Source organism: Grimontia celer (genome assembly GCF_900055185.1).
GTDB lineage: Bacteria > Pseudomonadota > Gammaproteobacteria > Enterobacterales > Vibrionaceae > Enterovibrio > Enterovibrio celer.
The window spans coordinates 2,137,766-2,151,765 of sequence record NZ_FIZX01000001.1; the positions used below are offsets into that span (position 1 = coordinate 2,137,766).

The following is a 14,000-nucleotide window of genomic DNA, read 5'->3' on the forward strand; positions in this document are numbered from 1 at the left end:
CAGATAGGCGACTAAGGCGCATGAATGCATGAATGCATGATTCAACGTGCTGTATGAAGCAAGTTACCTTCCAGCACTTATTCGTTGTATTTTCGTTTAGTTTTACGATAAACGCTTAATTTCGTGAGTTATATTTAATCATTCTTTGCATTTACAGCATCGCCTGCACCACTGCCACCTATCGTAAGAGCAATGTATCGAATATAGTTCCGAATATTTAGGCTCTCAATCATAGCCTTATCAGTTTTAGCGAGAAGTACTGGCTCAGACATGTCTATATTCTGCACTTGCGCTAGCCCAGTAATTCCTGGTTTTACGTCATACACCCCCAATGCCTGACGTTCAGCTATGAGCATATCTTGGTTGAAAAGATTTGGACGAGGGCCAACCAAACTCATATCACCGACCAAAACATTCAGTAGTTGTGGTAGTTCATCCAGTTTGGAGCGACGTAAGAATCGGCCAAATTTAGTGATCGAAGAAGTACTTGCTAGATGGCTTGCCACAGAAGCAGTGTCTACAGCCATGGTGCGAAATTTGATTAACTTAAATGGCTTCTTGTTTTTCCCAACTCGTGTTTGAACGAAAATTGGAGACCCTGTATCAAAAAAGCCCAAAAAACATATGATCAAAAGCACTGGGCTCAAGATCAAAAGACCAAAAAAAGAGGCTAAAAAATCAACAAACCTGATCATTGATCACTCCACAACTTGTACATAGCTTGTTCTGGCGTTTCCATAGGATGCCACTTGAAGTCACGTTGAAACCGAGAAGAGTCTATCATAAAAGGCCGATACAATGTGTCTGCTAGCCTACTTACCCCAAACATCCCCGCCAAACGGTGGATTAAGGAAACAGGAATAGGCACATCGACGTATTTTTTGGAGATACTCTGTTTCATTAACTGCACTAGTTTTTGAGTACTTAAATCACATGCATCCGTAACATTATACAGCCCGCTAATTGGCACTTTGGAGTTAACACAAGAGAGAATGGCTGAACAAAGATTACCAGCGCTTATATAGCTCCTTTTTGACGTAGCACAGCCAAAAGGCGTTATGGGCAACTTCTTCGTTAAGTCCATCAAACGAGCAAAATTTGCTGGAGCGCCCTTCCCATAAACCAAAGGACAACGCAAGACAATCACCTGAAACTCTTCGGAAACCAATGTGTTTAGATGCTGTTCGGCCAACAACTTGCTTTTTGAATAGTCAGTATCCGGTGATACATGGTTACTCTCTGATATCGGAAAATTATCTATCTGAGCATAAACATTTACAGAGCTCAGATAGATAAACTTCTTAACCCCTTTGTTTTTGGCCCTTTGAGCTAACTCAAAAGGATAAGATGCGTTTACCTCATAAAAGTCGTTCTTAGTTGAAGCTTTGTTGTGCGCCATCCCAGCGAGATGTAGAACAGTGCAAATGTCGTCTAGATTATCTTTGCAAACCGGATACCTATCGGTAGAGAGACTGTAAGAAATAGCGTTTTGGTCAAAAAAACCCTTTAGATGAGTACCTATAAACCCAGTATGCCCGGTAATTAACACTTTCATCGTATCGACTCTATGACTCTTTTGTACTTGAGAGCAAGGCTTCTGTAACTGTATTGTTCTAACACCAAATCACTCGTTTTGACCGAATATGGTGAGCACTTGAACTCAAGGACTTTGCTTACTATATCGCTAGGACTTTCTGAAGAAAAATACAATTCGCTGCCGCATTCTGTCAAAGGATTGTTTGGTGCGTCTATACCATTCAAAACGACTTTATCTTGCAACATATAATCGAAAATCTTATTAGGCGATATTCCATACCGATAGATTTTCGACGGCTTTGCATTGATAAACATAATGTCAAAAACACCAATAACACTTGGAATCACTGACTTAGGAACAGGATCGTAAATAAATACGTTATCTATAGCATTTTTTGAAACATACTGTTCTATTTCTTCCTTTAACACTCCATCGCCAACCAAAACAATAGCAACATTACTTTTAGATAATTCGTCAGCTGCTTTTATAAGAGGCATTAGATTATTTGGAACTCCAATCGCCCCAGTATAGCCAATAGACAAGTCGTAGCCGGATAAATCATTCCGAATTTTATCTATAATGTCGTGTTTGTGACTTTCCGACATGCCTAATTCAATACCATTAGGTATGTATGAGAAACTATTTGAGGGCAAACCTTTAGATTGAAAGTACTCCTCAGAATTTGCTAGTAGTGATACACAATGATCGCATACTTTATATGCATAGTTCTGGGTTATTTCAATCAGGCGAGATAATGGGTGATTAGGACTTAGTCCCGCCAACTCGTTCAGACTCATTGGCCAAATATCTCTCACTTCCAATATCAATTTTGCAGAATATTTATCAGCATAATATTTTGCCGCAAAAATGTGAAAAGGATGTGCAGTTGAGACAATTATCACATTGGGTTTATTATTTTTCGCAAATCGGTGGAAAGAAAGACCAAACATACCTATGCCATATCTTAGCATATTTAAAACTCTACCAATTCCATTACCTTTGTATTCGTTATTTTTCACAAAGTAATATTTTTGGTTTTCAAGGGTGTTGCACCCGATTAAATTCCCTTTTCTTTGAGACAAGTGGTGATAAGAAGAAGAAATAACCGTTGTGTCTAATCCGAGTTTGCTTAGTTCTTGTGAAATATAATAAGGCCTAAAGGACATTCCTGTTTTTGGTGTTCCAGCATAGGGATGCATATACCAAACATTCATTAAGTGACTCTCACTAAAGTCATCAAGACTTTTTAATAACTTTTGCCGGATTACCAGCAACGGTATAGTTTGGATTTACACTTTTTGTAACTGTGGATCCAACACCTACTAATGCATAGTCACCGATCTTAATTTTCTGCATAGTCGACGAATTGGGCCCCATCCAAACTCCTTCACCAAGCACCACACCACCGCTAAGTTCCACGCAAGCAGTCAAAATAGAGTTTTTCCCAACACGACAATTGTGCGCTATGTGTACCAAATTGTCTGTTTTCACACCATCTTCAATGATTGTGTCATCAATAGCTCCGATACACACGCTATTTAGAGCGCCAATTTCAACATTGTTGCCTATTTTGAGGCCGCCAATATGAGGAAAGCGTTCCCACTCTCCTTTTTCATTCTTTTCAAAACCAAAGCCCTGCGCCCCCAACACAGTACCTGACCTAATGATACAGCGACTTCCAATCTTGGTTCCTTTGTGAATGACTACGTTATGCTCTATGACCGTATGCTCGCCTATTTCTACTCCTTCTTCGATTACTGCCGTAGGCGCAATGGAGGTATTGTCATGAATTTTTCCTTCGTTGTTACCAACTTCTAGACAACCATTATCAATCAACCAAGAAAGAGCTCTACAGAAATCTAATCTTGGATTTTCACTCACAATTAAAGATTCTGCTAATACGTTTTCTAGACCAATCACTATGCCAGAGATCAGTCCGTCATTTGCTTTTTTACTAAAACATAGACCAAACTTTACAGCGTTACTGACACTGACTATTTCCTTTATAATACAATTGCGTTCACCAATTAGTTCCAGCCCAAGAGCTGAGGCTAGTTCGTGAGCAAAGATTTGGCTTCTTAATGCTTTTTTCATGCTGGACTCTCTAAAGATACATTCTAATAACTTCAAAACACTCAGCGTAGTCACAACCAGCCTGAACGCCTCGGGTTTTGGCTAATGAAAATATAAACTCCTCAGAGAGATAGTTTCGCGAACCTTGAGAACGATATTTTTTTAGAGCGTCGCATTTATTCACGAGAAATTTACTTTCAAGCTTAACAAAACACTTCGTATCAAATGAAAGGTTATTCCATATTAACTCATAACCCAAAATGGTTGTATTTTTAAAAGCCCTCAGAGACTCTACAGCAATAGTAGCATGGTCTTGATGAATATCCTGTAGCGAAGGTGTAAGTATTAAATCAAAATTACTTTTCCTACGAAGGCTAATCAAGTCTTCCAATATTTCCTGTCGACTATAATTAAGCTTTCGCACTTCATAATTATAGATAATCAAGTTTTCAGGTTTAATGCCTAAACAGTGCGTAGCTTCTTTGACCTCTGTTTTCAATATATCTGAAGGGAAACCTTCTGGTACCGACTTGGAAGCAGTAGAAAATGCAACGTAGGTTACATTTGCACCATTTTCTATTAGCTTTGATATAGTTGCACCAGCTCCCAACTCACCATCATCTGTATGAGGAGCTAATACAAGTACATTTTTGTAATTTTCAATCATGTATTAACTTTCCGAACTGATATTTTTGTAATGTTTTAATTATCGAATAACTAGCTTTACCGTCACCATAAAGGTTAATAGAAAAGTCATTATTGAAGTCTGCGGAATAATAGTTCTTAAGTATCTGATCCTTGCTTGCTCCGACTAAAATATTAAAACCATTATCGACCAACTCGACCCATTCGGTCTCATCTCTCATTGTTAAGCAATGTTTCCCGAAGAAGAATGCTTCTTTTTGTAACCCACCGCTATCAGTCATTACTAACTTACAATTGTCAATTAACCAAACCATATTGAGATAACCGACAGGATCTATAATCACTAATTTGTCCGTGTTTAATCCGAATTTTTCGATTACCTTTTTTGTCCTTGGATGTAGTGGTAGTATGACATCCACTTCTTGGGCAATAATACTCAAGGCATCAATTATTTGAGAAATCCGATTTATATCATCGGTATTTTCCGCACGATGTAAAGTACATAGAACGAATTTTCGATCAACTTTTAAATCGGTAGGTTTTTGTGATAATTTCTTATAAAACAAAGCCCCATCTAGCATTACATCACCACACAAATAGGCTTCCGTTGAAAAATTCCACTCTTTATATGCTTCCGAGTTAATATTATCCATCGCTTTCTGGGTAGGACAAAACAAAGCATTACTGATTCTATCGGTGAGTATTCGATTTATCTCTTCTGGCATGGCCATATTGTAAGAACGTAAACCAGCTTCAACATGAGCGATTTTTATTTTTAGTTTTGATGCTGCAATTGCTCCAGCTAAGGTTGAGTTAGTATCTCCATATACCAGCACCCAATCTGGAGTTTCATTAATGAGTACCTTCTCGATTTTCTCGATCATCTGTCCGGTCATTTCACCATGAGATTTGCCTCCGATGCCTAAAAAGTAATCTGGCTTTGGAATTCTCATCTCTTCAAAGAAAACATCACTCATATTTGCGTCATAGTGCTGACCTGTATGCACTAAGACTTCTTGAATATTTTCGCCTCTATCCCTTAATTTACCAATCTCACGACTGACCGAGCCGGCTTTAATAAACTGGGGTCTTGCACCCAATATTGTTACGATTTTCATTCTTTATAACTCTCTTAAGTGAAGACTGGTATCATTATCTTTCCAGCTTGCCGCTGGTATACAATGAAATATATTAGCCATGAAGAGTGTTGCGATATAATTTAGTCATTGTGCTAATACAGACTTCCCAGGAGTAATGCCTATGCACATTATCACACCCATTTTTGCCCATCTTTAGCCTTAATTCATGGTTTACAACTAGCTTTTTTAGCGCTAGAGCAGCAGAACTGTGATCTTGTTTTGGTACGACAAAACCTGTCACATTATCTATTGTGACCTCTGCTAAACCATCTGCATCTGATACGACAACTGGAAGTTCCATAGCGCCGGCTTCTAACACCGCCACACCAAAGCTTTCACTCTTGCTCAGCGCCACAAAAATATCAAAGTTATTTAGCTGGTTAGGGACTGCCTCATGCGGCACTTGCCCAACAAACTTTACTGAATCGTCTACACCCAACTCATTACACAATGCAACCAATTGATTGGTCTGTTCACCACCGCCAACTAGTACCAACTCAACATCTTGGTTACTAGTTTCAGCATCGTTTGATAACATTTTCTTAAGTTCAGCATAAGCGTAGATTAGTGTGTCAATCCCATAAATAGGCTTCATCGTTTTAACCGTGCCTATTACTACTTTGGAAACATTTTTTAATTTTTCGCGTTTGCTAGTAAACAGATCCACGTCTACTCCAAAAGGTGTGACCTTAATATCTTCAAGTCTTAAATTGGTTGAAAGTTCAATCACCTTTTCGGCCATACACTTACTCGTTGATGCAATATGGTCCGCTGAATCCAAGTTTTTTCTTACTATATTTTTGTGGATCAGTGACTTATAGGGAAAGCTGTAAACATCGCTTCCCCAGACCGATAAAATGTACGGATGAATATTGATAAGTCTAGCAGTAGTACCATAGCCACTTGCATAGTGTGCGTTAATAATGTCCGGGCTAATCTCTTGGATTAGTTTCCTAGCTTTTCGCGCATTTAGGTAATAACCAAGCATTCCCCGATATGGCAATAAATGAACATGGACACCGTCTGAAAAAGGATCAACAATAGGATGTTGACTAATTACATGAACTGTATGACCAACTGCACAAAAACCATTTGCCCATTGTACGGTATGAATTGAAGACGCCGCAGATAATAATACGATTACCATTAGTTATATTTATTCCCAACTTTTAATATAGAAAGAGCGAATCCAATAATAAGATAGTAAGTCAATATATAATGCACACCAGATGGCGCAAGCGATGCTGGAATTGCGACAAACAATGATAGTGAGGCTGACTTACTATAGTAGCTGATTCTTTCCGAAGATATTCTTAACGATAACCTCCTCAATTTCTCTATCATAGAAAAATAAAGCACAATAAAAATCACGAAGAAATAGACGCCAAAATCGACTAATAATTGAAGAAAGAAAAAGTGGAATGACTTAATTTTAAAATCCATCTCAGTAAGCCTGGCCTCGATCCCACCAAAGCCCACACCAAAACCATTAGTATCAAATAGTTCTTTCAACCCAAAAGCATACGTAAATGCTCTCTTTGCTGTACTGTAAGTGGGGTCTATATCACCCGAAATAATAAGGCTCATTCCTAATCTTAAATGTTCTACTGAGGAATACATTCTGGATAAGGTTGGCACACTAGATAAATCGATAATGTATGGCAGAGCCAATAGAACTAGAAAAACTGCCATTATTGCAAATACCGTTGCAACTCGAATCAAAATATTTTTATAGTAAAATGGGAGAAAAAGGAGCATACATAGAAATGCAATAAAGTGGGCTTTTGATCCTATCGCAACAAGAATCCAGGTGCAGACCGCCATACCGATAAAACTTATAGCTTTTTGCTTATGAAAGAAAAGAAATGGTGCTATCAACAGGGTAACAAAGCCAAAGTTGTTCGGATTATAGTTAAATCCAGTTGGCTTTGTTGATATCACATTTAGGACGTGCTCCGTAATGTCTCCAAGTGCTACTCCATTATATCCGAAATAACCGATATATTTTGAGTACGGACTTAGAGGATATCTAATGAGGCTTAGAGATTCTAGAAATCCAATCGCGAGGTTTAGAATTAACAATACACCACAGAATAAGAAAACTCTATCTAGGTTTTCTTCATCACCACAATACTGATAAACTGATAATACGGTTAAGATACCACATAAAAAATAGAACTGATATCTCAACCAAACTGCCATATCAGGGTGCCAAAGAACTGATATAATGCTATAAACCCATATCAATAAAAAAACATGGATATATCCAGACTTCTCAGCATTAACCTTATAACCAGATAATAATCTTGTTGCTGTAAGACAGAGCCATATCAAGGCTAAAATGTGAAATAGATAGATACCGGAGTAACTGATAGCGTAGCCAAAGACTGCGGAACATGCTAACAACAGCCTAATGTCTAAAGGAATTCTTAAAAGCAAATTTCGACCTTATAAGGCGATTTAAAAATCAACATGATAATCTTTAGTAGACATCCGTGAACACATAACATATTAGAATTTTTTAACTATCTCTAGCTGAAAACTCAATCAACAATCTGTACTTCTTTATCTAAGCGTTCTTCCCATGTCCATAGCTTTGAAGAAGCAGTCTCTTCTACACCGCTAATCAATTTTTTGTATTCAGATTCATTTTCTATCAGAGATGCTAAATCTCTAGCTATCTGTTTATAGTCGATTGAAGTGGGATTATATATAAGTCCATTATATTTATGCTTAATCCATTCACTTGTATCACCATTAGCCAGAGTAACAATAAGTCTTTTGGCTCTTATTGCTTCCAACAATGGATTACCAACATTTGAAGAGTCATACATAGACAAAAAGAAATCAGCTTGTTGTAAATTTTCAATAACATCTTTGTGTTTGAGAGCCCCAACAAAGTTAATATTTGATTCCATTTTTAACTCTTTCACTAATCCTTTTAGGTATTCACTTTGTTCGCCATCACCAATGACTTTATATTTTACATTTCCAAACCCTAGGTCTACTAACTCCTTTATAATGTAAATATTCCTTTCAACTTTTTTCCAATGAACTAAACGGGAGATTGACATAAAAACAGGCGCTCTGCCTTCTTGAAAGAAGTTTTTGGAATGACTATGAGGCAAGAGATCAACGCCATTTGGCCAAAAATGCATAGAGTATTCCTGACTTCCCTTTATTTTTTCGACAGCTTTATTTCCCTGGGTTCCATCATTGGTCATTATTAGAACATCTGATTTAGACCGGATAGCTAGCACATGGTCGATATTGAATAACACCCGAAGATACTGTTTGTTCTCAAACATCTCATTTAAAAAGGTTCCTTGAAATCTTGAGACGATCTTCGTTTTTTTATTTAAAAAAATCTTTAATAAATTTACAGCTAAAACGCCTTGATACTCGTAACCGTAAACGACATCATAATCTTCTTTTCTGGATAATTTTAATGCACTCATGAAAAGCTTTAAAACTACAACCATACTTGATATTTTCCCAAATAAAAGTGCAATCGCTCTTTTATTGGAAGATCTTATTTTATCAAGTGGCCAGTACAACCGATGAACATTTACACCTTCTGGTATTATTTCTGACTCATAAAAATAGTTACCCGTACTTACGTTATCTCGAGCAACTATATAATCCACCTTCCAGCCTTTATTAGCGTATGCTTCTGGTGTCTTTCTGATTACCTGAATGGACTTTTCTTTAAAATCAATAGCCGATAGAAAAAGGATTTTTTTCATTTCAAATTTTCTTAATCACTCTTGCAGGGTTACCCGCAATTACTAAACCACTGCCATCAAACGATTTTGTTACAACTGAACCAGCACCTATTATACAGTTATTACCTATATTTACACCCGGTAATATAATAGCATTTGCACCGATCCAGACATTATCACCAATTATAATTCGGTTGGTATTTATCGTCTTTCTTGAGTCGTCAAAGCTATGATTCCCGCTAATTATTTTTACACCAGGGGCTAATAATAAACCTTTCCCTAAAGTTATACCATTTAGAGATTGAATATATAGAGAACCACTAGACGAAAAACTCACTAGCGTATTTATATCATTTCTATCAAATTCCACTTTGTCACCAATAAATGTAGATGTGAAATTTACCGACACATTTATTTGGTGGTTAACTCTAAAGAGCCTTTGAACTATGAAGTTAACAAGTAGTTTACCAACACCCACCTTGTTAATGAAAAATGCCCGATCATACAAGTTTGATTTTCTCAAAATTTTTTTAATCATATAGCTTTCGCTATCCTCGCAGATACAAATAGATACAACAAGTAAACTGTTACAAAAGATATTGAAATAGAAGCTATAGCCTCAGTGGAAGTATCTGATATTATTATACCTACCAGTACCATTATAAATAGCAATGACATGCCAAATAAATTAACCACTTGTTTCTGTGCTACATAGATCATAAAGCTTAGAGGATTTACAATAAATCTCAAACATAGAGCAGGAATCAGAATTTTCGCATATGTACCAGACTCTTTCCATTGCTCTCCAAATATAATTGAGAATAAGTCTTCTATATAAATATATAATACTAAAGATGGTGGTAATGAAATCAGAGTTAATGTTAAAAATGTCTTACGAAAAATACTTTTACAATTACCATATGATTTATAATCTTCACTCGCCTTTTGTTTAAAAACATCTAAAACCGATGACGATATAAGCGTAATAGGAGCTTGTAACACTCTCTGAGTTAAATAGTAATACCCGCTGACTGCACCACCAAATATAGATGCTAATAATATACTAGGCATTTGGTTTGCTGCAATATTAATGAGAGAAGAGGGAACATCAAACTTTGGAAAATCACTATACTTTCTCATGATAGAGAATAATTTTATCTTTTTTATCTTGAATGATTTCGGCTTAAGGCCGTCGCTACTCCTAAATAAAAATAGCAGCGAGAATATCTGCCCCATAAGGGTACCCACAATAAGTCCATATGACTGACCAAGCACCCCAAAACCTAGTTGGCTAAAGTTAGACGTACCACTTTGTACGGTCCTATTTAGTGAAATCGTTTTGTATCTTTTCTTTCTATTCAACCAGTAATTCAGTGTTTGATAGGAGCCGGAAACAAAAATAAAAAATGGAACTAAATATAGATACTTCTTTATTTTAGGCTTATCTAATAGAATAGATAGTGCATCTCCCGAAACTACCACAATAGCTAATATCACAACAGATAATAGTGAACAAATAAAGAATGAAGATATTGCTACATAAAGTGCATCTTCATCTTTTTTTGGCAACATTATTGCCAATTCATATCTTCCTGTTGAGACCACACCTAGTATAGAGACAATAGCCATAAATATCGCAAACAGCCCAAATTCATCTGGCGAATATATCCTTGTCAAAATTGGGCTAATTGCAATAGGTATCGCTTGTGCTACCGCAGTGCCTGTCATCAAAGTTATTACATTCCTACTAAACTCTGATCTTGGTATTATTTTTCTTATCATTTTATTCTAACAACATTGACAGTCTACTGCGGCAGGATGGTAAATGACTTAAAATCAAATAAAAATCAGACAGTTAATAGAGCTTCAATTACTTTGTCTTGGTCATTTGTAGTTAAATACGGATGCATTGGTAAGCTGATAACTCTTTCTGCTAAGTTGTCACCAATAGGAAGAGTAATTGTTTTATCAGCTACAGCCGGCTGTTTATTAAGTGGTGTAGGGTAATGTACGGCAGTAGGTATACCCACACTTCCAAGTTTGTCTTGGACCAGTTTTCGATCATCTACAAGAATAGTATATTGCGCCCAAGCACTTAGGTTATGCTCTTCTATAAATGGTGTAACAATATTTGCTTTGCGCTCTAATGACTTCGAATAGCGTTCCGCGACTTTGTTTCTAAGATTAATCTCATTAGAGCAGATATCTAACTTAGGCAACAAAATAGCCGCTTGCAGAGTGTCTAATCGACTATTTACACCTACTCTTATATGGTGATACCTGCGATCCTGTCCATGGCGAGCGATTTGACGCATTATTAGAGCTAATTCATCATCATTAGTCAAAATCGCCCCACCATCACCATAACAACCTAGAGGCTTTGTCGGAAAGAAACTTGTACATGAGACTGTAGTCAAACTACCGGATAGTCTTTTCTTATATTTAGCTCCAAAGCTTTGCGCTGAATCTTCGATTACTGGAAGACCATGCTTCTCTGCAATTTTATTAATCACATCAAAATCTGCACATTGCCCGTAGAGACTGACAGGGATTATAGCTTTAGTCCTAGGAGTTATAGCAGCTTCAAGTTTATCTGGATCGATGTTATATGTTTTTGGGCATACATCTACATAGACTGGTTTCGCACCCAATAACGCCACAGTCTCGGCTGTAGCTATGTAAGTAAATCCAGGAGTAATGACTTCATCGCCAGGGCCAATACCGAATGCCATTTGGGCTATCTGCAAAGCATCAGTACCATTTGCAACAGTAATACAGTGTTTGACTCCACAGAACTCTGCTAGTTTGTCCTCTAGTTCGTAAACCTCGGGACCTAGTATGTACTTGCCATGAGCCAAAACTTTTTTGATGTTAGTATCAATTTCGTTTTTAATCAGTTCTTGCTGTGCAGATAAGTCAATAAATTGCATATTCTAAACACTTCATTTAAATGGACTTAAAAATACTTATGATGGTACTTAATCTAAAGTTTTTTTAAAGATCGACCTTCAAGCTTATATATTTCACCTGTGTGGGGGCACGTTGCCTCGGAAAAGCCTTCTAGAGGTAATTCTAGTTGTTCTCCATATTCACTAATCCAACCTATTTGTTTGGCTGGAACCCCTACCATTAGTGCATAATCCGGGACACTTTTATTTACAACAGCACCCGCTCCAATAAATGAATACATTCCAATTGTAATACCACATACGATCGTGGAGTTAGCGCCAATTGTTGCACCCTTTTTAACTAACGTATCTAAATATTGATCTTTTCTTTCTATTAGAGAGCGAGGGTTATATACATTGGTAAAAACCATGCTTGGCCCACAAAAAACACCTTCTTCAAGTTTAACATTATCATAAACCGAAACGTTATTTTGTATTTTGCAGTTGTCACCAATAACTACCTTATTACCAACAAAGACATTTTGGCCTAGGGAAACTGAACTACCTATTTGTGCGCCTGAACATATATGTGCCCAATGCCATACTCTACTTCCCTCACCAATGACTGCACCGGTATCTATTATCGCCGTATCATGCTTGAAGTAATTCATCTTTTCACCAAGAGTTATATTTAGATGATATATTATAGTCTTAAATCGGCATCACCAATATTAAGTACATGTTTTACGTCATATATAATATGAGAGTTTTTACCAAGCTTACGTAATTTATCTATACCCATACGCTTTGTCTCGCTGTGGTCCACAGCTAAGACAATTCCATCATAGAGCCCTTCTTCCAGCACATCTATTAGGTCTATGCCGTACTCTTCTTTCACTTCTCTTTTACATGCCCAAGTGTCGTACACATCAACTGACATATTAAAATCTTTTAATTCTCTTACAATATCTATAATTTTCGTATTACGGACATCAGGACAATCACCTTTAAAGGTAAAACCCATTATAAGAACTTTTGCCTCGTCAATATGGATTTTTTCACTAGCAAGCTTTTTAACAAGCTGTGTAGCTACATATTCGCCCATCCCATCATTAATTCTTCGGCCAGCTAAAATAACTTCAGGCCTATATCCAACCTCTTGAGCTTTGTGAGTCAAGTAGTAAGGGTCAACACTTATACAATGTCCGCCAACAAGTCCTGGTTTAAATGGAAGAAAGTTCCATTTCGTCCCAGCTGCTTTTAATACTTCCTCAGTGTCTATATTTAACTTGTTAAATATTTTTGCGAATTCATTTATAATCGCAATATTAAGATCTCTCTGTGTATTTTCAATAACCTTTGCAGCTTCAGCCACTTTGATATTGGAGGCTTTATGCGTTCCCGCATCAATTATTGATTTATATACACAGTCAACAAACTCTGCTATTTCATCATTCGAGCCTGAAGTTATTTTTCTGATGGTTGTTAGCCTGTTAACCTTATCGCCTGGATTAATACGCTCGGGGCTGTAACCAGCAAAAAAATCCTCATTAAATTTAAGACCAGATACTTTTTCAATTATCGGTATGCAAACTTCTTCCGTAGCTCCCGGATAAACGGTTGATTCAAATACCACCACATCATTTGTCGATATGATTCGAGCTACAGCTTCAGATGCCTTCTTTAGTGGGGTTAGATCAGGAGAGTTATCATCTGTAATAGGTGTTGGAACAGTTACTACATAAAAATTACAGTCTTTTATTAGGCTAAGCTCACTTGTATAGCTTAGGTAAGATGCACTATTGAGCTCTTCGTTAGTGCATTCCAAAGTCGAATCTTTACCAGAGTTTAATTCTTCTACTCGATCTTGATTAATATCAAAACCAATTGTTGGATATTTTTTACCGAACTCTACAGCCAACGGTAATCCGACGTATCCTAAACCAATTATACCAATTTTCAAGTTATCTAAATTCATAGTACATCCAGAACT

At 36.9% G+C, this 14,000-nt stretch carries 14 protein-coding genes; all 14 read right to left on the reverse strand.

The features are described from left to right. Positions 1-134 precede the first annotated feature (134 nt). Positions 135-695 (reverse strand): sugar transferase, encoded by a 561-nt coding sequence (locus tag GCE9029_RS09385; protein WP_062662907.1) that lies wholly within the window; start codon positions 693-695, stop codon positions 135-137. Further along, entirely contained in the window at positions 692-1,555 is an 864-nt protein-coding gene (locus GCE9029_RS09390) for an NAD-dependent epimerase/dehydratase family protein (protein WP_062662909.1), read from the reverse strand. The genes GCE9029_RS09385 and GCE9029_RS09390 overlap by 4 nt, the downstream gene beginning before the upstream one ends. Continuing rightward, positions 1,552-2,751: a glycosyltransferase family 4 protein gene (locus tag GCE9029_RS09395; protein ID WP_062662911.1), complete on the reverse strand. Its 1,200-nt coding sequence runs from the start codon at positions 2,749-2,751 to the stop codon at positions 1,552-1,554. Before GCE9029_RS09395 ends, GCE9029_RS09390 begins: the two co-directional genes overlap by 4 nt. Positions 2,752-2,773: 22 nt before the next feature. Further along, positions 2,774-3,631, reverse strand: a complete 858-nt coding sequence (locus GCE9029_RS09400; RefSeq protein WP_062662913.1) for a UDP-3-O-(3-hydroxymyristoyl)glucosamine N-acyltransferase — start codon at positions 3,629-3,631, stop codon at positions 2,774-2,776. A gap of 10 nt (positions 3,632-3,641) precedes the next feature. Beyond that, complete coding sequence (locus tag GCE9029_RS09405; protein WP_062662915.1) at positions 3,642-4,277, reverse strand: PIG-L deacetylase family protein; 636 nt, start codon at positions 4,275-4,277, stop codon at positions 3,642-3,644. Further along, positions 4,270-5,373: a non-hydrolyzing UDP-N-acetylglucosamine 2-epimerase gene (gene wecB, locus GCE9029_RS09410; protein WP_062662918.1), complete on the reverse strand. Its 1,104-nt coding sequence runs from the start codon at positions 5,371-5,373 to the stop codon at positions 4,270-4,272. Before wecB ends, GCE9029_RS09405 begins: the two co-directional genes overlap by 8 nt. A 73-nt stretch (positions 5,374-5,446) precedes the next feature. Further along, positions 5,447-6,541 (reverse strand): glycosyltransferase, encoded by a 1,095-nt coding sequence (locus GCE9029_RS09415; protein WP_062662920.1) that lies wholly within the window; start codon positions 6,539-6,541, stop codon positions 5,447-5,449. Beyond that, positions 6,541-7,596: a hypothetical protein gene (locus GCE9029_RS09420; protein ID WP_062662922.1), complete on the reverse strand. Its 1,056-nt coding sequence runs from the start codon at positions 7,594-7,596 to the stop codon at positions 6,541-6,543. The genes GCE9029_RS09415 and GCE9029_RS09420 overlap by 1 nt, the downstream gene beginning before the upstream one ends. A 341-nt stretch (positions 7,597-7,937) precedes the next feature. Next, entirely contained in the window at positions 7,938-9,140 is a 1,203-nt protein-coding gene (locus GCE9029_RS09425; RefSeq protein WP_062662924.1) for a glycosyltransferase family 4 protein, read from the reverse strand. Between the two features lies 1 nt (position 9,141). Further along, the gene (locus GCE9029_RS09430) at positions 9,142-9,657 is read right to left on the reverse strand and encodes a DapH/DapD/GlmU-related protein (RefSeq protein WP_062662926.1); all 516 of its coding nucleotides are present in this window, start codon (positions 9,655-9,657) and stop codon (positions 9,142-9,144) included. Next, a complete protein-coding gene (locus GCE9029_RS09435; protein ID WP_063856850.1) occupies positions 9,654-10,901 on the reverse strand; it encodes a lipopolysaccharide biosynthesis protein in 1,248 nt (415 codons plus the stop codon). The genes GCE9029_RS09430 and GCE9029_RS09435 overlap by 4 nt, the downstream gene beginning before the upstream one ends. Positions 10,902-10,966: 65 nt before the next feature. Continuing rightward, positions 10,967-12,049, reverse strand: coding sequence for a DegT/DnrJ/EryC1/StrS family aminotransferase (locus tag GCE9029_RS09440; RefSeq protein WP_062662930.1), 1,083 nt, complete (start codon positions 12,047-12,049; stop codon positions 10,967-10,969). Positions 12,050-12,102: 53 nt separating this feature from the next. Then, positions 12,103-12,678, reverse strand: a complete 576-nt coding sequence (locus GCE9029_RS09445; protein WP_062662931.1) for an N-acetyltransferase — start codon at positions 12,676-12,678, stop codon at positions 12,103-12,105. Positions 12,679-12,710: 32 nt separating this feature from the next. After that, positions 12,711-13,985, reverse strand: a complete 1,275-nt coding sequence (gene tviB, locus GCE9029_RS09450) for a Vi polysaccharide biosynthesis UDP-N-acetylglucosamine C-6 dehydrogenase TviB (RefSeq protein ID WP_062662932.1) — start codon at positions 13,983-13,985, stop codon at positions 12,711-12,713. Positions 13,986-14,000 lie beyond the last annotated feature (15 nt).